This is a genomic window from Niallia oryzisoli (genome assembly GCF_043641075.1).
GTDB classification, from domain to species: Bacteria; Bacillota; Bacilli; order Bacillales; family Cytobacillaceae; genus Bacillus_BD; species Bacillus_BD oryzisoli_A.
On sequence record NZ_JBHZRC010000006.1, the window covers coordinates 214,824 to 239,930 of the forward strand.

Annotated in this window: 22 protein-coding genes and 1 riboswitch; of the genes, 3 read left to right on the forward strand and 19 right to left on the reverse strand. The window is 39.4% G+C overall.

The window, feature by feature from the left end; all coding sequences use genetic code 11:
• Positions 1 to 8: 8 nt before the first annotated feature.
• From ACHUFV_RS17835 to ACHUFV_RS17850, 4 genes are all read right to left on the reverse strand, one after another.
• Complete coding sequence (locus ACHUFV_RS17835; RefSeq protein ID WP_394236494.1) at positions 9 to 719, reverse strand: class I SAM-dependent methyltransferase; 711 nt, start codon at positions 717 to 719, stop codon at positions 9 to 11.
• A 175-nt stretch (positions 720 to 894) separates the two neighbouring features.
• Entirely contained in the window at positions 895 to 1,632 is a 738-nt protein-coding gene (locus tag ACHUFV_RS17840; protein WP_394236496.1) for an SDR family oxidoreductase, read from the reverse strand.
• A gap of 264 nt (positions 1,633 to 1,896) precedes the next feature.
• On the reverse strand, positions 1,897 to 2,031 hold the full coding sequence (gene yhfH, locus ACHUFV_RS17845) for a protein YhfH (RefSeq protein WP_394236498.1): 135 nt from the start codon (positions 2,029 to 2,031) through the stop codon (positions 1,897 to 1,899).
• 130 nt (positions 2,032 to 2,161) lie between these two features.
• Entirely contained in the window at positions 2,162 to 2,407 is a 246-nt protein-coding gene (locus ACHUFV_RS17850) for a hypothetical protein (RefSeq protein WP_394236499.1), read from the reverse strand.
• A gap of 319 nt (positions 2,408 to 2,726) precedes the next feature.
• On the opposite strand from ACHUFV_RS17850, the gene ACHUFV_RS17855 reads away from it, so the two are divergent.
• The gene (locus tag ACHUFV_RS17855) at positions 2,727 to 2,849 is read left to right on the forward strand and encodes a hypothetical protein (protein WP_394236501.1); all 123 of its coding nucleotides are present in this window, start codon (positions 2,727 to 2,729) and stop codon (positions 2,847 to 2,849) included.
• 79 nt (positions 2,850 to 2,928) lie between these two features.
• On the opposite strand, the gene ACHUFV_RS17860 is transcribed toward ACHUFV_RS17855, so the two are convergent.
• From ACHUFV_RS17860 to ACHUFV_RS17885, 6 genes are all read right to left on the reverse strand, one after another.
• The gene (locus ACHUFV_RS17860; protein WP_394236502.1) at positions 2,929 to 4,002 is read right to left on the reverse strand and encodes a LolA family protein; all 1,074 of its coding nucleotides are present in this window, start codon (positions 4,000 to 4,002) and stop codon (positions 2,929 to 2,931) included.
• On the reverse strand, positions 3,992 to 5,470 hold the full coding sequence (locus ACHUFV_RS17865) for a sensor histidine kinase (protein ID WP_394236503.1): 1,479 nt from the start codon (positions 5,468 to 5,470) through the stop codon (positions 3,992 to 3,994). Before ACHUFV_RS17865 ends, ACHUFV_RS17860 begins: the two co-directional genes overlap by 11 nt.
• Positions 5,467 to 6,177: a response regulator transcription factor gene (locus tag ACHUFV_RS17870; protein WP_394236505.1), complete on the reverse strand. Its 711-nt coding sequence runs from the start codon at positions 6,175 to 6,177 to the stop codon at positions 5,467 to 5,469. The genes ACHUFV_RS17865 and ACHUFV_RS17870 overlap by 4 nt, the downstream gene beginning before the upstream one ends.
• A 148-nt stretch (positions 6,178 to 6,325) precedes the next feature.
• Complete coding sequence (locus ACHUFV_RS17875) at positions 6,326 to 7,360, reverse strand: LLM class flavin-dependent oxidoreductase (protein WP_394236506.1); 1,035 nt, start codon at positions 7,358 to 7,360, stop codon at positions 6,326 to 6,328.
• A gap of 258 nt (positions 7,361 to 7,618) precedes the next feature.
• Complete coding sequence (locus ACHUFV_RS17880; RefSeq protein WP_394236508.1) at positions 7,619 to 7,762, reverse strand: GapA-binding peptide SR1P; 144 nt, start codon at positions 7,760 to 7,762, stop codon at positions 7,619 to 7,621.
• Between the two features lie 168 nt (positions 7,763 to 7,930).
• A complete protein-coding gene (locus ACHUFV_RS17885) occupies positions 7,931 to 8,755 on the reverse strand; it encodes a TetR/AcrR family transcriptional regulator (RefSeq protein ID WP_394236510.1) in 825 nt (274 codons plus the stop codon).
• Positions 8,756 to 8,847: 92 nt separating this feature from the next.
• On the opposite strand from ACHUFV_RS17885, the gene ACHUFV_RS17890 reads away from it, so the two are divergent.
• Entirely contained in the window at positions 8,848 to 11,934 is a 3,087-nt protein-coding gene (locus tag ACHUFV_RS17890) for an efflux RND transporter permease subunit (RefSeq protein WP_394236580.1), read from the forward strand.
• Between the two features lie 42 nt (positions 11,935 to 11,976).
• Here ACHUFV_RS17890 and ACHUFV_RS17895 read toward each other — a convergent pair whose 3' ends face one another.
• Both ACHUFV_RS17895 and ACHUFV_RS17900 read right to left on the reverse strand, forming a co-directional pair.
• Positions 11,977 to 13,380 (reverse strand): amino acid permease, encoded by a 1,404-nt coding sequence (locus ACHUFV_RS17895; protein WP_394236512.1) that lies wholly within the window; start codon positions 13,378 to 13,380, stop codon positions 11,977 to 11,979.
• Between the two features lie 680 nt (positions 13,381 to 14,060).
• Positions 14,061 to 14,513 (reverse strand): OsmC family protein, encoded by a 453-nt coding sequence (locus ACHUFV_RS17900; RefSeq protein ID WP_394236514.1) that lies wholly within the window; start codon positions 14,511 to 14,513, stop codon positions 14,061 to 14,063.
• A gap of 357 nt (positions 14,514 to 14,870) precedes the next feature.
• Here ACHUFV_RS17900 and ACHUFV_RS17905 point away from each other — a divergent pair, with 357 nt between their 5' ends.
• Positions 14,871 to 15,332, forward strand: a complete 462-nt coding sequence (locus tag ACHUFV_RS17905) for a RidA family protein (RefSeq protein WP_394236516.1) — start codon at positions 14,871 to 14,873, stop codon at positions 15,330 to 15,332.
• A gap of 68 nt (positions 15,333 to 15,400) precedes the next feature.
• Here ACHUFV_RS17905 and ald read toward each other — a convergent pair whose 3' ends face one another.
• The 7 genes from ald to ACHUFV_RS17940 form a co-directional block, all read right to left on the reverse strand.
• Positions 15,401 to 16,546: an alanine dehydrogenase gene (gene ald, locus ACHUFV_RS17910; protein WP_394236518.1), complete on the reverse strand. Its 1,146-nt coding sequence runs from the start codon at positions 16,544 to 16,546 to the stop codon at positions 15,401 to 15,403.
• A 208-nt stretch (positions 16,547 to 16,754) separates the two neighbouring features.
• A complete protein-coding gene (gene cobT / locus ACHUFV_RS17915) occupies positions 16,755 to 17,804 on the reverse strand; it encodes a nicotinate-nucleotide--dimethylbenzimidazole phosphoribosyltransferase (protein WP_394236520.1) in 1,050 nt (349 codons plus the stop codon).
• 96 nt (positions 17,805 to 17,900) lie between these two features.
• Positions 17,901 to 18,075, reverse strand: a riboswitch (cobalamin riboswitch).
• Between the two features lie 55 nt (positions 18,076 to 18,130).
• Positions 18,131 to 18,280, reverse strand: a complete 150-nt coding sequence (locus tag ACHUFV_RS17920) for an anti-repressor SinI family protein (protein WP_394236522.1) — start codon at positions 18,278 to 18,280, stop codon at positions 18,131 to 18,133.
• 26 nt (positions 18,281 to 18,306) lie between these two features.
• Positions 18,307 to 18,471 (reverse strand): Spo0E family sporulation regulatory protein-aspartic acid phosphatase, encoded by a 165-nt coding sequence (locus ACHUFV_RS17925; protein WP_394236524.1) that lies wholly within the window; start codon positions 18,469 to 18,471, stop codon positions 18,307 to 18,309.
• Positions 18,472 to 18,768: 297 nt separating this feature from the next.
• The gene (locus tag ACHUFV_RS17930) at positions 18,769 to 19,623 is read right to left on the reverse strand and encodes a CheR family methyltransferase (protein ID WP_394236526.1); all 855 of its coding nucleotides are present in this window, start codon (positions 19,621 to 19,623) and stop codon (positions 18,769 to 18,771) included.
• 31 nt (positions 19,624 to 19,654) lie between these two features.
• Positions 19,655 to 22,888: a response regulator gene (locus ACHUFV_RS17935; RefSeq protein ID WP_394236528.1), complete on the reverse strand. Its 3,234-nt coding sequence runs from the start codon at positions 22,886 to 22,888 to the stop codon at positions 19,655 to 19,657.
• A 2-nt stretch (positions 22,889 to 22,890) separates the two neighbouring features.
• Positions 22,891 to 25,020: an EAL domain-containing protein gene (locus tag ACHUFV_RS17940; protein ID WP_394236530.1), complete on the reverse strand. Its 2,130-nt coding sequence runs from the start codon at positions 25,018 to 25,020 to the stop codon at positions 22,891 to 22,893.
• Between the last annotated feature and the right edge of the window lie 87 nt (positions 25,021 to 25,107).

Below are 25,107 nucleotides of genomic sequence, written 5' to 3' on the forward strand. Positions count from 1 at the left end.
CTTTCCTGCTATTTTTTGGCGACAACGATCAATGCTGGTGAGTTCGCTGAATAGTCTTGTCGTGCGAAATTCCCATATATATGTTCCACTTCAAAGCCGGTCTCTTGAAGAATGGGAATTAATTTTCGGGAGGTTATGGGAAATAATGGGATAGAATTTGAGAAGCTATCCCCTTTTACGTTTAAGTTGGTCGTAAAGATAATCTTGTCTCCTTCCTGTCTATACTCCCTAGTAAATAGTAAGCCCTCCTTTTGAATGACTGGGAATGAAAAATCCTCAACCGCTGAAAGTACTTTTTCATAATTTACAAGCTGTAGGATAAAGTGGTCACCTTCGCTTAACAGCTCATGGCATTTATTTATAAAAACCTTTAACTCTTCTGCGTTACTCACATGCGGCAGTGTATTTCCAATACAATAAATCCCGTTAACCTTTTCGGTTATTTGATCCATTCCCTGCATAGCTTTGATATGAACGGGAATGGTTACGTTTTCTTCAACCGCCTTTTGCCGAATATAATCAGCCATCGTAACATCCGGCTCCGCCGCAATCACCCGCAGCCCCTTCTTCGCGAGCGCTATTGCCATATTACCCGTACCAGCGCCAACATCCAGCACAAGGTCAGCCTTCTCAAAAAACGATAACAAAAAATCACAGGCCGTCACATTCACAGGAAAAATCTCATCATAAAACGGTGCTAAACTCTCATAAAACGCCATCAACAAACACCTCACTTTAGAAGCAGCGGGACGGTTCTTCTGCTTCATTATTCTGCTTAGTTTTCATCAATAAAGACTCAATTATCACATGACTTATTAAGAATAATATTTCTATCGCCATACTAAACAGCAGCTAATATCCATTCAGCTGCTGTTTTCCATTCTCAAAAACCTATTAATAATTCAGTTTCGGACGCACAATCACTTCATTGACATTCACATATTCAGGCTGTAACACTGCATAGACAATTGCATTGGCAATATCCTCCGCTTCTAAAAGCGTTCTCTTCTTATTTCCCAAATTAGCACGAACCTCTTCATCTGTAATGTGCTCTCTTAATTCACTTTCAACTGCTCCAGGAGAAATATTTGTTACGCGTAATCCAGTTGTTGAGAACTCTTTCTCCAGTCCCATAGAAAGAGCACGGACAGCGTATTTAGTTGCAGAATAAACCGTACTTGTTCGGGTCACCTCATGACCGGCAACTGATGAAATGTTGATAATATGACCAGTATTTTGTTCAAGCATCGTCGGAAGGACTGCATGAATGCCGTGAAGCACACCTTTGATATTAACATCCACCATCCTCGTCCATTCATCAATTAGATCATTTTTGATATAGGAAAGGAGCATCACTCCAGCATTATTCACTAGGATATCAATTGAGCCAAATGCTTCCTTCGTTTTCGCGGCAAGACCTTCCACAGCAGCCTTATCCGTTACATCGGTACGTATAACAATCGCTTTTGCGTTTGTTTCACGTTCAATCTTCACTTTCAATTCTTCTAGACGCTCTGTTCGGCGAGCTGCCAACGCCACATTTGCACCCGCTTTTGCCAGCGCAAACGCAGTCGCCTCCCCAATCCCACTGCTTGCACCCGTAACAATTGCCGCTTTTCCACTTAATGTCATATGTAACCCTCCACTCATATAGTCACCTAAATTGTATCAAATGATTTTTTTATCTCAAAGAATTACACACTTTGCTTACCTTCCATTCCGAATGAAGCAGGGGGACGGTTCTCCTGCTTCCTGCTTTTAAATTTGTTATCATACAGAACAAAACACCATGACCGTGTCTTATATTTCAACCCAAATCTAACAAATAGAACGCACAAAAAAACCTCCGAATAAAGGGAGGTTGGGTTACGTGCGAGAGAAGTGTATCGATTTCATTTATTCAACTCGTTTTGACAAACAGCGATCGCATTCCATTAAATAGGATTCAGCCTGCTCCTCTATAATCTGCCCACACTCTGCACATATTTTCTTCGGTAATTCCCTGAAGAATTCAACTGGACTTTGTAACATTTTATCCCTCCCTTTGTTTGAAACAGATTCACTCCATTTAAACTGTTATAATACAGAGTATGCAGCACGCATAAAAAAATGCAAACATTTTATAAAATGATTCATTAGCAGAACATGTCCAAGTAAGCTATTAATTAAACGTTTCGAAACCATCGTCCTTTTGTATCTTCTTAACCACTTCAAACCCATGTCCTTCAATTCTATTAATGATTTCCATGCTACTAACGAAGCTTTGCTGAAATTTTACGATAATCTTTCCCTTTGGCAATGTACCTTTAACTGAAACAATGCCGCTTAAGTTTTTGATGCACTGCTCGATGGAACGAAGTCTGTCAATGTAAGTTATTCCATGTACATATAAAGTAAGTTGAGTCATTTCAAATCCCTCTCCTCTTTTGAGTTAATCTATTTCATACTGTAAGCAGGCACCTACCATTGCATCTGCTGATGTTGTCACTCTTTCTATTATCATTATATGATAATCGTTCTCAATAAAAATTGATCCGAATCAAGTTTTACTATTACTATTTCAGGATCACATAAATTGAATAGAGCTGTATGAATGGATACATACCAACCAGAAGATACCCTACTGAAGAATACTCCACTAGATAAGAATAAAACCAAAAGTTTTTCCCTAAGGAAACTTTTCCTTGCAAACGCATAAACTAATAAAAAAGGAGCTGAGACAAACTATGAATCATCGCGTCAATAAAAGAGTTCTCGGTTATTCAGCCTTGTTTACTAAGCTAGGCATTCTTGACGAAGCAGCCTTCCAGCGAATTACCCACCAACTTACCCAAAAAGGAAAACGTTAAGCGTATGTACCCTATTGTATTCCACCAAAAAAAATGAAAGAAAGTAAGCCAGAGCCCACTTTCTTTCATTTTTTTGATTTTACTTACTCATAATCATATTCTCCGTTAAAGCAATTGCCTCTTCTACCGTTAGGTCTGGATGCTGAATTATGATGGAATACCGAATCCCATTTTCATCCCAGCTAATCGAGTTTATTTCCTTCATTATCTCTGTATTTTGACCGCGAACCTTTACTTCACTCTCTTTAATTTCCATACCCGGTTCTTCTGGAGTTGGAAACACGGATAACATCAATGACGGGATACCATCCTTTTTATAGTAAACGGTAACCTCCGTCCGATTGATCTCACCCTTTAGTTCATACCATTCGATATGTTCGATTTCTGCATCCTTCTCAGCCAAAAGTAGAAACGATTTACCAAATGCCTTCACTGCTTCCTCCACTGTACCTGTCTGTGACTGAAATTCATCCTCCATATTCTTCATTGCCACATTTTCCGGCAGCTCCAGCGTGAACGTATCATCAGTAAAATCAGGTGAGAATTGAATTTCTGTGTATTCCATTTCAGAACGTATATCGCCCGTCGTTGTGATAGACTTCAAGACAAACCACGTTTTCTGGTCCACCCAATACTCCATATCTCCTAAAATAGCATCCTTTGATTTGGCCTTCACCTTTAGGTGATACGTATCAAAGCCAAGAATCTTTTCTTCTCCTGCCATTTCGACATCGTGGGTTTCTTTGATTCCCTCAAGCAGCATCGTTAATTGCTCCTTTTGCGTCATCGTTGAGGGAAGTTCCTCTTTGGAAATATCCATTTGATAGGCAACATCGCTGCCTTCTTCATAGGAAAGAATCTTTTCACCATCATTTACAGCATAGCCAGCAGCGTTGTCTTTCAGCTTGTCGTTTGTAATAATCTTTCTTTTCCCATTTGTACCTGCAAACTCCTCAATATCGATTTCTCCCATTAATTCTTTCCCTTCGTAATGCTTCATCACTGCTTTAGCATAGTAAGGTTCAAATTTTTTCTCGCTATCCAATACATTTGAAATAATTTCCTCAGAAGAAGATGCCGCCATTTCGCCTGAACACCCCGCTAATAAAGTAAGACTGACTACCACTCCATAGACTAACTTCTTAACTTTCACCTGTGACCGACTCCGTTTCTCTTAGCCAGCATGCAACTAGTGTACCTAAGCCATCTGCTGACCATAATTTGATTTTTCCGCCATTCTTTTCAATTAAGATTTTTGCCACACTAAGCCCAAGACCGGAGCTGCCTCCACGGCCTCTTGCTCCTTCACCCTGCACAAACGGCTGAAATATCTTTTCCTGCCATTCCTGTGGAATCCCATTCCCTTCATTTTGGATAAGAAGGATTGTTCCTCCCGCTCTCCAATCTTCCAGCTCACTGTTAAAATTCGAAAAAATCCAATCCGGCAGCCTTTGATCGCTTGAAAAAGCTGCCAGCCAAATTCGACCACCTACATATGTATGGCGTATCGCATTCGTCATTAAATTATCTACAATTCGCACGAAATGCTTCACACTTACGTAATAGCTGAGTTTCACAAATTGCTCAACCTGCAAATCTATCTCTTTGTTCCGACATGGCTCCTCGTAGCCAGACAAAAGCATATCAAAAAACTCCTCCCCGTCCACTTCAATCAGCTCGACGATTTCCTTTGAGGATTGAAGGGCTGTATACACACTTAAATCATCCAGCATCTGTTTCATATAGGTTAATTTTTCAAATAGAATGGTTTGATACTCCTGCTTTTCCTTCTTAGATAACTCATTATTGCTCTGCAATGCCTCTGTATAGGCTTGAATGACTGTTAACGGTGTTTTCAAATCATGTGTTAAGGAAGCAACGATAAATTCCTTTTCCTTCTGTTGTTTGGCCAGCTCTATACGTGATTGTTCTATTTGCTCCTTCATTTGATAAAAATGGCGCAGCACCTCACCAATTTCATCCTTGCTCGGCCGAGCGTTTTCTTGTTCCGCTTGTCCTTGCGCGAAAGCTGTCATTTGGAAACGCAACTGCTGCAACGGTCGGTTTAGCTTTCGATTCAAAAGAATGACAACAATGGCATACGTGATTGTGAAAAATAAGAGAAAGGAGACAGCTAGAATAAGAGAACGATTTTGCACCATTTCGACCCATTGATCTCGGCCCAGTGTCACTTCATAAATTCCAATTAGCCTTCCTTTATAAAAGACCGTTTTTTTAACTGAATACGTTCGTAAATTTTTTTGCACTTCATTCAAGTTTTCATAAAATTGATTAAGATTACTTTGATTAAATCGATTTAAGTAAGGTTCGTTTATGGAAGAAAACAGCATCACCCCATCATAACGATACAAAGAAATTTTGGTCCTCTCATTTGCCTGCTTCTTTATCTCCTCGTAGGCTGTCTCAGGCTGAATTTGATAAAGCTGATGATTTTCTAACAAGGGCTCTAAGGTGGATAGTGTACTAGAAACCTCCATGTACTCAATTAAATCTTGTTTTTGGTCATACTGACTGATCATAATGTAAAGAGTAAAAAGGGCAGCAACAGGCAGGAGCATGACAATAAAATAACTCAGCATAAGCCAATATTTAATTTTCATAGAATCGGTTCACCAATAAAGCGGTAGCCGACACCCCATACCGTTTGAATATATTTGGCAGATCGCATTTCATCCTTCAGCTTCGTCCGGAGACCTTTGATGTGTACGGTCACCGTATTATTCCCGTTTTGGTCATCCTGCTGCCAAATATGCTGATACAGCTCAGACTTTGCAAAGGTCTTGAAAGGATTTTTTGCTAAAAGAAGAAGTAAATCCTTTTCCTTCGCTGTTAACAATAACGGCTCATTATCCAAATAGGCAGCTTCCTTTGAAAAATCAAGCTTTAAACCATGGAAATAGGATGTTTGATGCCCCTGTTTATCCTTACCTAAATAACGCCTGTATCTGCGCAGATGTGAACAGATTCTGGCATGCAGCTCCTCAAGCCGAAACGGCTTAGTTACATAATCATCCGCCCCGATATCCAAGCCCTGAACAAGACTTTCCTGTTCATGTCTTGCACTAATAATCAGAATTGGCACATCACTTTCAAGCCGAATACTTTTGCAAAGCGTAAACCCATCCATCTCGGGCAGCATTAAATCTACCAGCACCAAATCATAGGCCTCCTGCCGGAAATCCTCCCATCCTTCCTTCCCGGTCGAGGACCACGTTACAAAATACCCCGCCTTCCGCAAAAAATCACATACAATTCTAGCAATCTCGCGATCATCCTCCACCAACAAAATCCGCTCACTCACACCCATCACCAAATCCCTCTCACATCATCTATTATAAAACCAGAAAATTACCATTTATGGAAATTTATAAACACTTAATAAATCATAACATAAAGCAGGGGGACGGTTCTCTTGCTTCCAAAAAATCGGAAGCAAGAGAACCGTCCCCCTGCACTTATTTTGAAACGGCTGCTCGAACAATAGGTGCTACTTCTTTGCCTAACAGTTCAATGGCCTTCAAGACCTCATCGTGTGGCATTGAGCCTACCGGTACATGCAGCATAAAGCGTGTAATGCCAACGTTTTGGTTGAGGTAGATGATTTTTTCTGCAACGGTTTTAGGATCTCCTACATACAACGCGCCCTCTATGCTGCGAGCGAAATCAAAGGTAGCTCGGTCGTATGGACCCCAACCTCGCTCACGTCCTAGTTTATTCATAGCCTGCTGGGTAGAGGGAAAAAACTGATTTGCCGCTGTTTCCGAATCCTCTGCAATAAAACCATGTGAGTGTGACGCTATTGGCAGCTTCGAAACATCATGGCCCGCTCTGGCTGCTGATTTTTTATACAGCCTAACAAGTGTTTCAAACTGCAGTGGTCTGCCTCCGATGATTGCTAAAACCAACGGCAGCCCAAGGTGTCCTGCGCGTGCAACTGATTTTGCCGTACCTCCGCTCCCAATCCATACGGGCAATGGATTCTGAACAGGACGTGGGTAAACACCTCGATTTTGAATAGAAGGCCGATGCTTTCCGCTCCACGTCACTTTCTCAGATTCCTGAATTTTCAATAATAATTCCAGCTTCTCATCGAACAATTCATCATAATCATCCAAATCATATCCAAACAACGGAAACGATTCAATAAATGAACCCCTTCCTGCCATGATTTCTGCCCTTCCATTTGAAATAGCATCAAGCGTAGCAAAATCCTGAAATACACGCACAGGATCTGCAGAAGAAAGCACTGTAACCGCGCTGGTTAAGCGAATTTTTTTCGTTTGCGATGCAGCCGCCGCAAGTACAACGGCTGGTGATGATGCTGCATAATCCTCACGGTGATGTTCACCGACACCAAAGACATCTAATCCGACTTGGTCGGCTAAGACAATTTCCTCAACAACCTCCCGAATTCTCTCCGCGTGACTTTTCACCTTTCCCGTATTAACATCCGGCGTCGTCTCTACAAATGTAGTAACTCCTATCTCCAATGGTCATCCCTCCAGCTGTATGTTCTTTTTATAAATTTATCTAGAAGTCGGCATTCCTTTCTTTATTAATATGCCTCAAAGTAATCAGACAAGTTCATAAATATCAGTATCTATTTTCTATGATTTTTTTATGATTCTTAAAACTATAATACAAAATGGAAGCAAAAGAACCGTCCCCTTGCTTCCTAAAAAAAGAGACCTGAATAGGCCTCTATCGTATTTGTTCAATATCACTAATACTGTATTGTATCAGAATGGTTATTGCTTTTCCTTTTGATCGGAACAGTCTTTGCAGATGCCATACCATGTCTTGACACCGTTTGTATTTTCGACTGCGTCTATTTCCTTTTCACACACCTGACAAATAATCGTTCCCTGCCTTACAACTGCTTGATCTGTCATTTCACTCACCCCTCCAAAATTGAAGCGCTTTCAAATAACAAACAACGAAAACATCCTGGTGTCAATCAAGCAACCTACCATTCTCTATTCCTATTATATCACTTTGGTGTCAGGCACTGCAAAAAGACAAATTCCCCAATTTGTCTTTTTGCAGTGCCTGACACCATTCTAATTATTTCGCAATAGATAGGCGATCCATTTGCAGTGTGGATGATTGCGAATATTTTCAAGCAATCCTTTTACAATAGCAGGACTTAGGCTCGGTTCAAGTATATCCTGCTTTAACAGGACTAATGATTCTTTTTCAATGGATTCATCCATTTCGGCGATTTTTTGCTCCATCATTTCTACGAGCTGTTCCTTTGATATTTTTTCTTGGAACTGCTGCTTTGTGATTTGGACAAGCTCTTCAGATAAAAACGGAATGGTTGTATGCTTAGCCAAGATGGTTGTTTTTTCTACAAGTGATTGGCTCATCTGATTCAAGTCTAATGGAACATTATAGAATAAAAATAAATTGGAATAAATGCTCATAAAGCTTTTGATACAGTACATTAAATCATATTTCGTCCGTTTGATTTCTTCCCCATATAATCGGTCAATCATAGATAGAATTACTTTTTCTAAAAGAAGGTCGTACGAATGAATTTTTTCAATTAGCTCTTGATTTAACGTCTGTAGCTGCTCTTTGATTAGAATCTTAGCAAAATCAGAACGCTGATAAAAAGTATGGAATGTCGTGTAATAGAATTCATATAATAGCTTTTCATCATCTTTAGTATTTTTGACTATATAGTCAATGTCTGAAGTGATTTGAATCATAAAATGGTCAATCAATGTTAAAATCAATTCATCCTTCGACTTGAACGATAAGTAAAAAGCACCTTTTGAAATCCCGCAATAATCCGTTATCTGCTTAATGGAAGTTGCCTCAAAGCCCTGCCTCGCAAAAAGCTCTAATGCCTTTTCCATGATTAATTGTTTCTTTAGCATGTATTTCATCTCCTGTAATCATTGACAAATGACCGACTAGTCATTAGTATAAATACTTGAGCTTAGTAAGTCAATTAAGGGTAGGTGTAAAAGTGAAAGGGCTAGTCAATTTTGTTATAAGAAATAAACTTGCAGTATGGCTGCTGACCATTATCATTACCGTTTCCGGTGTCTATTCAGCTACCAAAATGAAAATGGAAACCATCCCTGATATTTCGATCCCATACTTAATGGTTATGGATGTATATCCAGGAGCAACTCCTGAAAAGGTCATGCAGGATGTTTCCATCCCTCTTGAACAAGCAGTCGAGGGGCTTGAAGATGTGAAAAATGTCTTCTCTAACTCCTATTCCAATATGGCCAATCTTCAGGTGGAATACGAATATGGAGTGGACATGGATGAGGCAAAGCGCGCTCTAGAAGCTGCCTTAGATAATGTCAACCTGCCTGAAGGTGCACAAGAGCCAACGGTTACCGCCATCAGCATGAATATGATGCCGGTTGTTGCACTTAGTGTCAGCAGTAAAACAGAGGATATTGTTGAATTAACCTCTACAGTTGAAGACATTTTAATTCCAAAAATCGAGAAAATTGATGGTGCAGCTTCTGTAACAATTGCAGGACAGCACATTGAAGAAATTCAGCTTACGTATGATAAAGCCAAAATGGCTGAGCTTGGTTTAATGGAAGATAAAGTAAAGGAAATGATACAAGCAAGCGATCTTGCCGTGTCATTAGGCCTGTATGAGTTTGAAGAAGGTGAACAAGCCGTATCAATCGATGGCAAGTTCAACTCGATTGATGATTTAAAGGAAATGCTGATCCCTGTAACCCCATCAGCTACTCAGCCTTCCCCATTTGTAAAGCTTAGTGACATCGCGAAGGTTGAACTAATCGGTAAAGAACAATCTGTTTCACGTACAAACGGAGAAAACTCTATTACGATTCAAATTGTTAAAGAACAACAGGCAAATACAGTCCATGTTGTAAACGCTGTGAAGGATTTAATTAAAGACGAAGAAAAGAAAGTCGATGGTCTTGTTATCGATGTTTCACTTGACCAAGGAAAACCAATTGAAGATTCTGTTTCAACAATGGTTGAAAAAGCAGTATTCGGCGGATTAATTGCCGTATTAATTATTTTATTATTCCTGCGTGATTTTAAATCAACGATTATATCGATTGTTTCCATCCCAGTTTCGATTTTCATGGCACTCCTGCTCTTACACTGGCTGGATATCACGTTGAACATTATGACACTTGGTGCCATAACAGTCGCTATCGGCCGTGTTATCGATGACTCCATCGTCGTTGTAGAAAACATTTATCGCCGCATGCACTTACGCGAGGAAAAATTAACCGGTCGAGCGCTCATTCGTGAAGCGACAATTGAAATGTTCAAACCTATTTTATCCTCGACATTAGTAACGGTTGCGGTTTTCGCTCCACTGATTTTTGTCGGCGGTATGGTGGGAGAATTATTCGCACCGTTCGCATTAACGATGACCTTCGCACTTGGCGCTTCGTTACTTGTTGCGATTACGATTGTACCGGCACTCTCACATTTCTTATTTAAGAAAAAGCTTTACAGTGAGAAAACCGAAAGCAGTCATAAAGAGTCAGGTAAATTAGCGAACTGGTACAAAGGAGTCCTTAATAAGGCACTTAACCATAAGATTATTACTTCTATTATTGCCATTGTTTTATTAGGCGGCAGCTTGGCGTTAACACCATTAATCGGCTTCAGCTTTATGGGAAGCGAAGAAGAAAAGGTAATGTATTTAACATACACACCTGGAACCGGTGAGCTAATGGAGGATACATTAGCAAACGTTCAAGATGTGGAACAAAAACTGTTAAAACGTGATGATATTGATATTGTTCAGGTTTCAGTAACGGAAAGCGGCGATCCAATGGCTGCGATGATGGGCGGCGGCGGTGACGGCGCATTAATGTACCTCATCTTCGATCCAGAAATGGATAACTTCCCAGAAGTACGTGAGGAAATCGAAGATTATGTCTTTAATATTGGTCAATCCGGAGAATGGAAAAGCCAAAACTTTACTTCTATGTCATCCATGGGTACCAACGAAGTCAGCTATACCTTCTACAGCGAGGATCTTGATAAATTATATGAGGCTGTAGATAAGGTTGAAGGTGTGATGAAAAAGAATGACCGCTTAGAGGATGTCACTTCAAGCGCTGAAAATCCGTACGTTGAGTATACCTTCAAAGTGGAGCAGGATGAATTATTGCAATACGGGTTAACGACAGGTCAAATCCTCATGATGTTAAACCCAATGAAAACAGAGGATGTATTAACTACAATTGAAAAAGACGGCAACAGCTTAAAAGTGATTGTTCAGCAAGAACAAACAGAAGAGCCAAAATCGGTTGATGACATTTTAGCGAAACAGGTGCCAACAGCACTTGGTACAACTATGCCGCTTTCAGAGCTTGTGACCGTTGAAGAAGGAACAACACTTAACACACTTGCGCGAAGCAAAGGTGAGTACTACGCATCTGTTTCAGGAACAGTCATTGGCGATGACCTTTCAAAAGCAACCTCAGCAGTTGATGATGCGATTGATAAACTAGACTTACCGAAAGGTGTCACACTGGGAGTAGCTGGTGTTCAGGCAGATATGACTGAAACCTTCACACAGCTTGGTATAGCGATGCTGGCAGCGATTGCGATCGTTTACTTTATTCTTGTTGTAACATTTGGAGAGGGTCTTGCTCCATTTGCAATCTTATTCTCCCTGCCATTTGCCGTTATTGGTTCATTTGTCGGCTTATTAATCGCCGGTGAAACCATTTCTGTGTCTGTTATGATGGGTCTATTAATGTTGATTGGTATTGTCGTAACGAACGCCATCGTGCTTGTGGATCGAATCATTCATATGGAACACGATGGAATGGGCATGCGCGAAGCCATCCTAGAAGCAGGATCCACACGTCTGCGCCCTATCCTGATGACAGCCATTGCAACCATTGGAGCCTTGATTCCACTGGCCATTGGTACCGGCGGTGGCGGCCTTATCTCGAAAGGTCTTGGAATTACCGTTATCGGTGGTCTAACAAGTTCAACCTTGTTAACCTTAATCATCGTTCCAATCGTATATGAAGTTCTATCAAAGCTATTTAAGAAGAACCGAAAAGATATAGAAGAAAACTAAAAAAAAGAGGAAATCCCGAATTCGGGACTTCCTCTTTTTTTGTTATACTGCTTTTTCATCCACTTCTTCTGAAGATGATTTTCCTTTTTTGTTGAAGCCTCCCATATAATACGCTGCCACAAGGATGACAATCCATAGCGGACCAACATAAAGCGCTACTCTAGTATCTGGAAAATACGCCATGATGCCGATGACCAGCGCTAAAAACGCTAACGAAAAATAGGAGCTGAAAGGATAAAGCGGCATTTTATATTTTAACTGCTTTTGCTCCTCCGACGTTAAACCTTTACGATATTTCAATTGTGATAATAAAATCATTGCCCATGTCCAAATGGCACCAAAGGTTGAAATCGAAGTAACCCAAACAAAAACCTTTGCCGGCACTAAATAGTTCAAAAGGACTCCGATAACTAAAGCTGCTGCCGTTGCCACGATCGCTAAACTTGGAACACCATTTTTATTAATTTTAGCAAATGCTTTTGGAGCTTCTCCATTTTCCGCTAGGTTAAACAGCATCCGTCCCGTACTGAAAATACCTCCGTTACAGGAAGAAAGAGCAGCTGTTAATACAACAAAGTTAATGATTCCAGCTGCTGCCGGAATACCAATTTTATCGAATGTTAACACAAAAGGACTTCCATTAACACCTATTTCTGTCCAAGGATAGATGGACATAATAACAAATAATGCTCCAACATAGAATATAAGGATCCGCCAGAATACAGTATCAATAGCCTTTGCAAGTGTTTTTTCAGGGTTCTTTGCTTCCCCTGCCGTCAGACCAATCATTTCTACACCTAAAAAGGCAAACATAACCATTTGCAATGACATAAATACGCCTGTAATGCCATTAGGTAAAAGCCCGCCATGATTCCATAAATTACTGATACCAGTTGCCACTCCGCCATTTCCAAATCCGAAAAATATCATAGCAAAGCCAACAACAATCATAAAGACAATTGCGACAATTTTGATGAGCGCAAACCAAAATTCAAGCTCTCCAAACGCTTTAACGGATAAAAAATTGACCATCATCATGATGACCAATGCAGAAAGAGCCCATATCCAGCGCGGAACGTCCGGATACCAAAAGCCCATATAAATGGCAACAGCTGTAAGCTCAGCCATACAAGTGACTGTCCAAAGGAACCAATAATTCCAGCCTGTAATAAAACCAGCCAAATTCCCTAAATAATCACGGGCATATTGACTGAATGATCCAGAAATAGGGTTTTGAATCCCCATCTCCCCTAATGCTCTCATGATAAAAAAGATAATCATTCCACAAAAAACATAAGCTAATAGAATTCCCGGTCCAGCTAGCTGTATGGTTGATGCAGAGCCTAAAAATAATCCAACCCCGATTGCCGATCCTAACGCCATAAGGGTGATATGCCGTTCTTCTAAGCCTCTCTGCAGTTGATTTGGCGAATGTCCTGCTTGCATCATGTTTCCCCCTCTAAAATGGATGACTTATGAAGTATGTAATAATGGTAGCGCTTTCAAACTATGTTACCTATAAAAGCTATTTGCAACGCTAATATTATATTAATATTATACTATCATTATTATCAGACATCTATATTTTTTTATCAAAAGCAAAAAAAAATTTATAGATTTAACATTTGTACTCTTTTCTATTCATAAAAAAAGACAGTGCCCCTAAATAGATTATAGAAAGGCACCGTCCATTGGCTGTATTTAATAATGTTATCAAACGAATTGCTATATATAGAAGGTTATAATAAGCGGAGATTTTTCGTTTAAACTGTATAATAGTGCTCGATTCGGGGTATATAAGCGGAGCTTTTCCGATAAAGCAAAGCAAAATGACCCATTTTTATGTTTTTCGAGTAAATAGTCGGAATCCTTCCGTCTATTTAAGCTATTTTCAGTGTTATTTCCTTATTAAAGGAAGTTTCTTCGCTTATCTATCAAACACGTTTTAGCGTCTAATAAACTTGTATAACTTCCCCTTTATTTAAACAAGAAAAACATAGTAAAAACAAAAGCTTGGGAAAAACCCCAAGCTTTTTTGTGTTTTAGTTATATTGTTATTCATGCTCCGAAATCTTATGTTAGCTGTGCTGTGATGTTGATATTCTCATCGTTATCGGAACTACTTACTATACAAGGACTGTTGTTTTTTCCCAACGATTTTCAATAGGAATCCCTGCGTCCTTTAATGTTCTAAATACGGGGCAACGAAGGTCTACAGCTGCCTGCAGCTCATTAATTCTCTCCTGTGATTCACTTGTGTCAATGAAGGCCTTTACGATGACTTGTTCAAAATAAGGCTTAATATCTAGATTTCCCATCAAACCGCTAGGATCAAGATCTCCTTCTACTTTAAAGGAAATACCCTGTAGATCAAAATCCATTTCCTTTGCTATTAATTGAGCCATAACATTTTCGCAGCCAAGCAGTGCCGCCAATAAAGTTGACAGCGGATCGATAGCAGAATCCTTTCCACCCATTGAAACAGGTTCATCAAGTGCAATCTTATGCTTTCCTGCCACGGAATCAGAACGCATTCCATCCCCAATACCAGTTACCTTAAACTTCATTTTTTGACCCATAGTAAACATCCTCCATTCAAGTGTAAGTTACATGCATTTCAAATAGCCTTTACCCTCTTACTCGAACGACAAACCACTTTCACATAGTTAACTTTAATAATGTCTAACTTATGTACACCTATTGATAACGTTTTCAAAACAAAAAGGGAAAAGTTAACTACATATCCATATTATACTACAATAACATACTCCATACTACACACTTTATAAATATATCAAACTAGGAAGCAAGGGGACGGTTCTCTTGCTTCCAAAATAATTATTTGTTTTTTCAAAAAAGGAATTTACCAGCTTTATGTCGAAATATTTAAAAAAGGTAAAAAACTTTATCATTAATAAAAAGAGAGGGATATGGATATGACAAATACAATTAAGACACCAGAGAATAGGCTTGAGGAGTTAGGAATCATTCTTGAACCGGCAAGACAGCCATTAGGAAATTATATTGGCTGTGTCCGTACTGGCAATTTGATTTTTACATCCGGTCAAATTTCAGATCAATACTTAGGAACACTGGGACAAGACTTAACGATAGAAGATGGCTATCAAGCAGCCCGTCAGGCAGCGATTAATGTCATTCGTATACTAAAGAGTGAGCTGGGAGAATTAACTCGTGTGAAACGGATTGTAAAGGTGTTGGGGATGGTGCATTCAGCTCTCGATTTTACAGATCATCCAAAGGTAATCAACGGTGCCTCTGATTTATTTGTGGAAGTCTTCGGTGAAAAGGGTGTACACGCGCGTACAGCAGTAGGATTGGCACAGCTCCCAAGAAATGCAGCAGTAGAGCTTGAAATCATTGTCGAGGTTGAGGATTAATTTATTTAGGTATACAAAATGCCAACATCCTATTATAAGATGTTGGCATTTTTTTCTCTTTAGTAGGATTATGCTTTCACTGCAACTGGCACCAATTCTTTTTCAAATGCCTTATCCACTGGAACATATTCATATCCAAGGTCATTGGCAACTGATAGATAGGTAATTTCGCCGTTTACAACATTCACACCAAGCTTTAAGCCTGGGTTTTCATTAATTGCTTTTAATACACCCTTATTTGCAATTTGCAATCCGTATGGCACGGTTACATTTGTTAGTGCAATGGTTGAAGTTCTTGGAACAGCACCTGGCATATTGGCAACAGCATAGTGAACAACGCCATGTTTTACAAAGGTTGGATCATCATGTGTTGTTACATGATCATTTGTTGCAACAATACCGCCCTGGTCAATCGCAACGTCAACAATAACGGATCCTGGCTTCATTGACTTAACCATTTCCTCAGATACTAGCTTAGGTGCTTTTGCCCCCGGAATTAACACAGCCCCAATTAGTAAATCAGCTTCTGCCACTGCTTCAGCAATATTGAATGGATTAGACATTAAGGTTTTAATTGAGTTTCCAAAGATATCATCTAATTGACGAAGACGATCCGCACTTAAATCAAGAATCGTTACATCCGCTCCAAGTCCAATAGCCATTTTTGCTGCGTTTGCTCCAACAACCCCTCCGCCAACAATGGTTACTTTTCCGCGGGCAACGCCTGGTACACCTGCAAGCAGAATTCCTTTCCCGCCGTTTGTTTTTTGCAGGAATTGAGCTCCAATTTGTGCAGCCATTCTTCCTGCTACCTCACTCATTGGTGAAAGCAATGGAAGGGTACGGTTTACTTCTACTGTTTCATAGGCAATGGCTGTTACACCAGAGTCTTTAAGAGCCTTTGTTAATTCTGGTTCAGCTGCAAGGTGCAGGTACGTGAATAGAATTAAACCTTGACGGAAATATTTGTATTCGCTTTCAAGCGGCTCCTTTACTTTCATAATCATCTCAGATTGTGCCCAAACATCTTCCGCATGTTCAACGATTTGTGCCCCAGCATTTACATAATCCTCATCGGTGAAAAGACTGCCAGCTCCAGCATTCGTTTCGACTAATACCTTATGCCCAGCCTGTATATATGAAACAACCCCAGCAGGTGTTAATGCAACACGATTTTCATTATTTTTAATTTCCATAGGTACTCCAATAATCATTGAAAAAGCCTCCCTTAACTTCTTTGTATTTCCTTTTGATAACGCTATCATAATTCAATTTATAGATAATATCTTTGTTTTAAAAAGAAAATATAAAATAATTTTTTTGTTTATTTTCACAAAATGTTAGTTATTTCACAAAAGTACTTTCGATAAGAAATAAAAAGCCAGGCAATCCTCTATCAGAACATTCCTGGCACATGATTTTCTATATTTCCATCCCTGCTTCTGCAAAGGTAGGCATATTCTTCAACATTGAACAGGCAGCATCAATGATTGGAAAGGCTAATGCAGCACCTGAGCCTTCACCTAAGCACATATCCATCAGTAGCATTGGCTCGATGCCCAAAAATTCGCTGGCCCTTTTAGCACCAGGCTCTTGTGAAGCGTGGGAAGCAATCATATAGTCCTTCGCCTTTGGTTCAAGACCAACAGCAATAATGGCTGCGATGGTAGAGATAAATCCGTCAATGACAACAGGAATTCGGTTAGCTGCTGCCCCAAGCATGACGCCGGCCATCCCGCCTATTTCCAGTCCCCCAACCTTCGCCAGTATATCGATCACATCGTCAGGATTTGGCTGGTTTAAATGAATGGCTCTCCTAATTACTTCCGCTTTATGTTCAATCCCACCTTTACCTAAACCAGCACCTCTCCCCGTTATTCCTAACGGATCACAATGGAGTAAAACAGACAGAATCGCTGTACTTGGTGTCGTGTTACCGATTCCCATTTCACCCGTGCCCAGCAAATTGACACCTTTCTCGATTTGTTCATTAGCAATGTCGATCCCAACCTCGATGGCTTTTATGGCTTCTTCTCTTGTCATAGCAGGTCCTATCGCCATATTGTCTGTTCCGTTTTTCACTTTTCGAAGGATAATCCCAGCATCTGCAGGCATCTCTACGTTAATTCCGATATCCACCGGTACAACCTTAGCTCCTGAGACTTGGCCAATGACACAAACACCGGTTAATCCCTTTGCAAAATTCAGCGTTTGTGCAGCCGTTACCTCCTGAGGATTATTTGTCACACCTTCCACATATACCCCATGGTCACCTGCCATAACAATGACAGCCTTTTGATTAAAATCTGGCTTCAGATTCCTTGTAATGCCCGCCAGCTGTACAGCAAGATGTTCTAGCTTTCCTAAGCTTTTCGCAGGCTTAATTAGATTATCGACCCTTTCCCTGGCCATTGCTGTTATTTCCTGATCCAAGCCTGCAATCTTTTCTAATGTCTGTTGTAATAAGTTCATCTTCTCTTCCCCTCCATGGCTTTTACGTCATAAAAAACAAAAAAGCCTGCAGTCTATTTGAATATCAAATAAACTACAGACTTTTCCATCATCTATAACGTCAAAAACAGATAGGCAGGTCTCCTGGCTCAGGATCATCATTTCATCAAACCTTCCCAGATCACTCCAGTGGCACCTCCAATGAAACTCCCCCTTACAGTGGCGGGACCGCTGAAGATTCTCACTCCATTCCCTATTCTCCCCAAGGGGCACCTACTGTTAGTATGCATATTTTTCTACCCATTAACATAACAAGAATACTAGCCTTCGTCAAGCAGCGCCCTAGTTTATTGCGCTTCACAACCATTCTGTCTAGTACTAGTTTTCTTTTCTTCTAAAAATGCCCGAAACTCTTCTTTTGATTTGTTTGATTCCATGGCTTCCTTTACTAGTTTGAGCCATTCCCCTGAAAGTCTATCCTTTTCTTTTACCTTCATAAATATGTTCCCCTTTACATTTTCCACTATGATAGCAGCTTCAGCTTCTGATATTCTACGATAAATTGATCTAGTTTTTGGCTTTTTTCAATTGTATCATTATGCAGAAATCCTTTTTGCCCCCATATTTCCACAAGCTCTGCCTTTAACCTATTGATACTTTCCTCTATTTGAATCATTGTTTCTATCATGATGGATTCCCCCTCAAAAAGTCCCATAATCAACGTCAATATATACCCTTCATACCTCTATCACTTGATAACTCTATTATGAGGGAAGAAAACGCAGGATGATATCACCATGTATTCTTATTCTAACACACTCAAACGATATAGGAACAAGTTCCTATACTGATCTTAATCAAAAAAGGCAAAGCCTGTCCAACAAGACAAGTATCACGGCCCTATTACCCAGTCTCACTTCGCGTAAACTGGCTCTAGAATAGGTAAATGTGGATGCTTGATAACTGATAGGACAGCCTTTGCTTTTTATTTCATTTTCTTATACAGCTTCTGCTTTCTGCTGATTTCTTCGTATAAATCATTCATTTCTGTATAATAGAGTGTTTCTTTATCACCAAGGCCAAGTATGCCAAACATACCAAGACTATCATAAAAGAGCTCATGCACTTTCTTTTGTAACGTTTTATTAAAATAAATCAACACATTTCTGCACAGGATCACATGAAACGTATTAAAGGAACGGTCTGAAACAAGATTATGCTGAGCAAATACGATGTTCTTCGAAAGAAACGAGTCAAACTTCACACCATTTTTTGTAACGCTATAATAGTCGGAAAAGGCCCTCTTGCCTCCAGCCTGTATATAATTATTCGTGTACTTCCTCATATTCTCTAAAGAAAATATCCCGTTCTTTGCTGTCTTCAGGACATTGGGATTGATATCTGTTGCATATAATTTCGTATGTTCATACAACCCTTCTTCATGAAGCAGCATGGCCATCGAGTATACCTCTTCCCCTGTTGAGCAGCCTGCATGCCAAATTCGAATCGATGGATACGTTCGTAATAAAGGCACAACCTTTTCTCTAAATTCCTTGAAAAAGATAGGATCACGAAACATCTCTGTCACGTTGATGGAAAAGTCAGCGATCAACCTTTGTAAACATGCAGAATCATGGAGAATTTTATCAAGCAGTCCGGTAATACTAGTTAGCCTTTCCGCATGTACTCTATGCCAGATTCTCCTTCTAATGGAATGATAGGCATAATTACGAAAGTCATACCCGCACCAATCATACAGGCCTTTTAATAGCAATCCAATTTCAATCTTCTCCAATTCGCTCTCAGAATTTTCATGTGTTGACAAAATACTTGTATCCATTGAATCGATCATTCACACACAATTTCCCTTCTTATTGATATAACCAAACCTTCATTAATGAAATCAATTGATCAGGATTGATCGGTTTGACAATATAATCCGATGCTCCAGCCTCTAAGCATTTCTCGCGATCGTTTTTCATCGCTTTAGCTGTCAAAGCAATAATTGGCAGCTCCATGAATCGATTCATCGCTCTTATTCTTCTAATTGCCTCATATCCATCCATTTCAGGCATCATAATATCCATCAATACCAACTCAATACCCGGACTTTGCTGCAGGATTTCAAGACTTTCAATGCCATTTTCTGCAAATACAACTTCCATACCATTCATCTCAAGAATACTGGAAAGGGCGAATACATTACGGACATCATCATCAACAAGCAGAACCTTCTTACCTTGCAGACCGGACGGTGTACTCACTTCCATATTATGCGGCTCATCGTTCCTACTCTCCGTCACTTGCGTTTCCTGGATAAATAATTCAAGCTCTTCCTTTAACCGCTGCGGAGAGTGCTCATTCTTGATGATAATCGTTTGAGTATACTTTCTTAATTGAATTTCCTCTTTTGACGTTAAATCTCGTCCAGTATAAATAATGATTTTTACTTTTTGGAGATGCTCCGTTTCCTTTAATTTTTCTAATAAATCAAATCCGCTTGTATCTGTTAAACCTAAATCAAGAATCATACAATCAAAGCTGTTCACCTTTAATTCTTCTATTGCCTCATTGCCTGTTGATACCGCTTTGATAATGACGTCCATATCCCCTATTAGCTCCATGATACTGCTTCGCTGCCACATATCGTCATCCACCAGCAGGAGTCTTTTAATATGATTTTCTTCTTCTGACTGTTCTGGTTCAAAATATGGCTCTTTGTGGCTGGATTCTCTTTCCGTATCGGCTAATTGTTCCATGGCTGCAGCCGCCCCATTAGCAGCAATTGCCTCTACAGGCATAATCGTTTCTTTATAATCACCAACATAAAAGGCAAACGAGCTTCCCTTCCCTGTTTCACTTTCCACAACAATTTGCCCGCCTAATAAAACAGCAAGTTCTCTGCTAATGGACAACCCTAAGCCTGTTCCTCCATATTTACGACTTGTGGTACCATCTGCCTGTTGAAAGGCTTCGAAAATTAAATCCTGCTTGTTCTTTGATATCCCAATCCCTGTATCTCTAACAGTGAATACAACTCTGTTTGGTTTATCAGCTTTTGAATCTAATCCAATTTCAAGACAGACTTCGCCTTCCTCCGTAAACTTAAAGGCATTTGATAACAGATTTTTTAATACTTGCTGAATTCGAGCTCCATCACTATAGATGGAATGCGGCACTCCTTCCTTTAAGCTAATAGAGAAATTCAAATTCTTCTCATTGGCAATTGGTCTAAAGCTAGCTTCAACAAAGCCTGCAATATCTGTTAGCATCACGTCACTCAAATGGGTCTGCGTTTTTCCTGACTCGATTTTTGCTAAATCCAAAATATCATTAATCAGTATTAATAAGTCATGACCAGAGGAATAGATTGTTTTAGAGAATTCGACTTGCTTAGAGGTTAAATTGCCTTCTCCATTATCAGCTAATAGCTTGGATAGAATTAATAAACTGTTTAACGGTGTTCGAAGCTCATGGGACATATTGGCAAGGAATTCTGTTTTATATTTCGAACTTAAAGCGAGCTCCTTCGCTTTCGTTTCCAGCTCCGCTCTTGCCTTTTCTACTTCTCGATTCGTTCGTTCAAACCTCTTGTTCTGTTCTTCCAAGTCTTTCGCCTTTTCTTCTAAATCCGCATTTGCTTGTTCAAGCTCCTCCTGCTGCATTTGGAGTTTTTCCTCCGACTGTCTTAGCGCCTGCGTTTGTTCCTCGAGCTCTTCATTTGTCGCTCTCAGTTCCTCCTGCTGATTTTGCAATTCTTCCGACTGAGCCTGGATTTCCTCCATTAATCTTTGTGACTCCTCCAGTGTTTTGGCTAATTGAATACTGGCCATCACACTTTCAAGGATAATACCTACCCCATTAATAAGCTCTTCTAGGAAAGCTTGCTGTGCTTCACTAAATGGTTTAAAGGAGGCAATCTCTAAAACCGCTTTAACATCTCCCTCAAAAAGGATAGGCAGGACATATAAATTTAGGGGAGGTGCTTCACCTAAACCAGAGGATACACGAACATAATCGGAAGGTACTTCAGTCAAAATAATAGGTGTTTTTTCAAAAATTGCTTGCCCGATAAGCCCTTCACCAGAACGAATCGTATTCGATAGATGTTTCCTCTCCTTAAAAGCATAGGTAGAAAGAAGCTGATAGACCGGCTGATTTTGCTCGTTAAGATCCTTTACATAGAATACAGCATGACTCGATTCAACTAATGGCACAACTTTTGATAGGAACTGACTTCCCAATGTTTTTAAGTCATGTGAACCATTTAAGCTTGTTGTTATGTCAGCAATATTTGCTTTTATCCATAATAGCTCTTGTTCCTTTTTCTTCTGCATTTCTAGTGATTCGGTCATTTGATTAAAAGAAATAGCCACTTCATCCATCTCATCATTTGATTGGATATCCAGCTTCGTACTTAAGTCGGCATTTCCATTTGCTACATCACTCATAATCTTAGACATAGCATTCAAACGAGTTGTTATTGTACGGATATTTCGAAACAGAATACTTATGATAAGAATTATCACTATTGCTAATATCACTACACCTATTATAATTTCTCTCTGAAAGTCCTTTAACATGGTTGTGATGGATGATTCCAGGTTTGAACTAAAGGTGGAGGTAATTCCAGAAATAACTTGGAAAAATTCTTCATGAATCTCCGCAGAGCTTTCATTAATTAAGGCAAGTGCTTTTTCTTTATCCCCCTGGGAAACAGCGGCAATGACTTCATCCTGGTATAAATTAAACTCATTGTTTGTCTGTTTTAAACTCGAAACCAGCTCTTTTTGTTCAGCTGTTTTTGTATTCGATTCTAGAAAACGAATATCTTGCTTCATTTCATCCCTTGTTGATTTTAACGTGGTTAACTCCTTCTGCAGTGCTGCTTCATTTGTAAAAATCACTAGGTTTCGAATACGTATTCCGGCATTTTTTACATCCGTATGAATTTGTCCTGCAGTAGAAGATAGCTGGTAGTTTGTTTGTATGGCACGGGTTGTTTTACTGAGATCTGAATTTTGTACCAACCCAATGCCAATAAGAATGACTAGGAGAACAGGTAAAGTACATAATGCCAATAAAAGCTTTGTTTTGATTTTCATTATTAGGCCCTTTCTGGTTTTACGTTTGCTTGATTGAATTTAGTGTAGAAGTTCTCCCCTTCTTTAATGCAAAATTCATAGACCATCGAAATGGCTTGCACTCGATCTGCTACATGTAACTTTTGAAGAATTTTTGTAATATGATTTTTGACAGTATGTTCGCTTATGAATAGCTGCTCTGAAATCTCTTTATTGCTTTTGCCACTGATAATACATGTAAATACATCCATTTCACGTGAAGAAATTTTAAATTGATCCTTCATATGAATAAGTGCAGCCTCAATAATTTCTTGTTTGAAATCTTTATCCTGATTTGGGAGAACCGGGTTTGCTGAACCCAGAATGTTATTGGGAAGGTTTACAACATGCTTATTTTCTTCTCTTTGAATGGAATTTTCACTGCCATGTAATAAAAATCTTTCAAAATCTGCTGGTAAAACCGGTCGGCTAAATAAATTGCCCTGGTACTCTTGACAATGATAGTTCTTTAGTAGTTTCAGTTGTTCAAGTGTATCTACCCCTTCAGCTATAACCGATAGCTGAAGTTTATTTGCCAAAGAAGTAATCGATTCGATAAGAATTTGACTTTGGTGATGATTCTCTGAAATATCCTGAATAAAGGATTTATCAATTTTTATCATATCAACTGGAAAACGTCTTAAATAATTTAATGACGAATAGCCCGTCCCAAAATCATCGAGAATCACACGTGCTCCCATATTTCGCAGCTGCAGCAATTTAGGAATGATTGAATCTTCATTTTTCAAAATATCAGACTCGGTAATCTCCACCTCTAAAAGTTCGGAACTTATGCCGGTCTCCAATAAGATCTTGTAGAAGCTCTCGATAAGATTGTTTTGTAAAAAGACTTGCGCGTTCACTTTGAACGCAATTCGAACTGGATTTAGTTCCTTTTTGATCCAACTTGTTATTTGTCCACAAACCTTTCTCAAAACCCATTGACCAATCTCAAGAATCTGTCCATTTTCTTCTGCCATTGGAAGAAACTCTTCAGAAGAAATCGTTCCCCAGCTTGGGTGATTCCACCGTAACAAAGCTTCAGCGCTTAGTACAAGGCTAGACTCCATATCCACTCTTGGCTGAAGGACAAGAACCAATTCTTCTCTTTCAATTGCCTTTCGTAAATCGTTTCTCATTTGAAAGCTGCGATATGAATTGAGATTCAATCCAGTATGAAATACCTTGTATTTATTCTTTCCTAGTTCCTTCGCTCGGCGTAAAGCCGCGTCTGCATTCTTGATTAAGGAAAGTGAATCTTCCCCATCATATGGAAAAATACTTAATCCAATCGATGATGTCATAAATAGCTCATATTTATCAATATAAAAGGGTTCTTTAAATGCTTCCACAATACTCTCGGCAACCATCAAAGAGCTCTCCCGATCTGATTCAGGCAAAATGATGTTGAATTCATCGCCGTCCACTCGCGCAAGTAAGTCCCCTTCACTTAATAAACCTGCCAATCGAGTGGCAATTTCCTGCAGCATTTTGTCTCCTATGATATGACCGAGAGAATCGTTTACATACTTAAACCGATCCATATCCAAGTAGAGAATCCCTAATGATTGATTCTTTCGTCTTGCTTCATTTATATAAAAGATTAATTGATCATTAAATTTTCGTCTATTTGGCAAATCTGTCAGTCCATCATGAAAGGCCATGTGTTCGATGATTCGATTCTTTTCTTTGAGTGCCTCGGCTTGCTGGATTAATTTTTGCTTTATTTTATATAATTCCACAAAGCCTTCAACCTTTGATTTTAGAATAAAAGGATCAAAGGGCTTGAGCAGATAATCAATTGCCCCTACTGAATAACCCATGAAAATATGCTCAGAATCCATATTATTAGCGGTTATAAATAGAATTGGAATATTTTTTGTTTTTTCTCTTGTCTTGATGATCTTTGCTGTTCCAAATCCATCCATTCCCGGCATTTGCACATCTAATAAAATCGCAGCAAATTCATATTTTAATAGGTATTTTAATGCTTCTTCACCTGAATAGGCTTTAATTAAGTTGTAATCCTCATGTTCAATAATCGCTTCTAGAGCTAATAGATTTTCAGCTCGATCATCTACTAGGAGAATATTAATAGGTTCATCGATATTCACACTTTTAACCTCGTTCCCACTATGTATATAGTATTTTCTATATACTAGAATAGCATAATCTAGGAAATTGGATAGAGTTAATTTATG

Bases quoted from the DNA above. Each gene is read 5' to 3' on its own strand.
- ACHUFV_RS17835 (WP_394236494.1), bottom strand. From the start codon at position 719: ATGGCGTTTTATGAGAGTTTAGCACCGTTTTATGATGAGATTTTTCCT.
- ACHUFV_RS17840 (WP_394236496.1), bottom strand. From the start codon at position 1,632: ATGACATTAAGTGGAAAAGCGGCAATTGTTACGGGTGCAAGCAGTGGG.
- yhfH (WP_394236498.1), bottom strand. From the start codon at position 2,031: ATGTTACAAAGTCCAGTTGAATTCTTCAGGGAATTACCGAAGAAAATA.
- ACHUFV_RS17850 (WP_394236499.1), bottom strand. From the start codon at position 2,407: ATGACTCAACTTACTTTATATGTACATGGAATAACTTACATTGACAGA.
- ACHUFV_RS17855 (WP_394236501.1), top strand. From the start codon at position 2,727: ATGAATCATCGCGTCAATAAAAGAGTTCTCGGTTATTCAGCCTTGTTT.
- ACHUFV_RS17865 (WP_394236503.1), bottom strand. From the start codon at position 5,470: ATGAAAATTAAATATTGGCTTATGCTGAGTTATTTTATTGTCATGCTC.
- ACHUFV_RS17870 (WP_394236505.1), bottom strand. From the start codon at position 6,177: ATGGGTGTGAGTGAGCGGATTTTGTTGGTGGAGGATGATCGCGAGATT.
- ACHUFV_RS17880 (WP_394236508.1), bottom strand. From the start codon at position 7,762: ATGACAGATCAAGCAGTTGTAAGGCAGGGAACGATTATTTGTCAGGTG.
- ACHUFV_RS17885 (WP_394236510.1), bottom strand. From the start codon at position 8,755: ATGCTAAAGAAACAATTAATCATGGAAAAGGCATTAGAGCTTTTTGCG.
- ACHUFV_RS17895 (WP_394236512.1), bottom strand. From the start codon at position 13,380: ATGCAAGCAGGACATTCGCCAAATCAACTGCAGAGAGGCTTAGAAGAA.
- ACHUFV_RS17900 (WP_394236514.1), bottom strand. From the start codon at position 14,513: ATGGGTCAAAAAATGAAGTTTAAGGTAACTGGTATTGGGGATGGAATG.
- ACHUFV_RS17905 (WP_394236516.1), top strand. From the start codon at position 14,871: ATGACAAATACAATTAAGACACCAGAGAATAGGCTTGAGGAGTTAGGA.
- ald (WP_394236518.1), bottom strand. From the start codon at position 16,546: ATGATTATTGGAGTACCTATGGAAATTAAAAATAATGAAAATCGTGTT.
- cobT (WP_394236520.1), bottom strand. From the start codon at position 17,804: ATGAACTTATTACAACAGACATTAGAAAAGATTGCAGGCTTGGATCAG.
- ACHUFV_RS17920 (WP_394236522.1), bottom strand. From the start codon at position 18,280: ATGAAGGTAAAAGAAAAGGATAGACTTTCAGGGGAATGGCTCAAACTA.
- ACHUFV_RS17925 (WP_394236524.1), bottom strand. From the start codon at position 18,471: ATGATAGAAACAATGATTCAAATAGAGGAAAGTATCAATAGGTTAAAG.
- ACHUFV_RS17930 (WP_394236526.1), bottom strand. From the start codon at position 19,623: ATGGATACAAGTATTTTGTCAACACATGAAAATTCTGAGAGCGAATTG.
- ACHUFV_RS17935 (WP_394236528.1), bottom strand. From the start codon at position 22,888: ATGAAAATCAAAACAAAGCTTTTATTGGCATTATGTACTTTACCTGTT.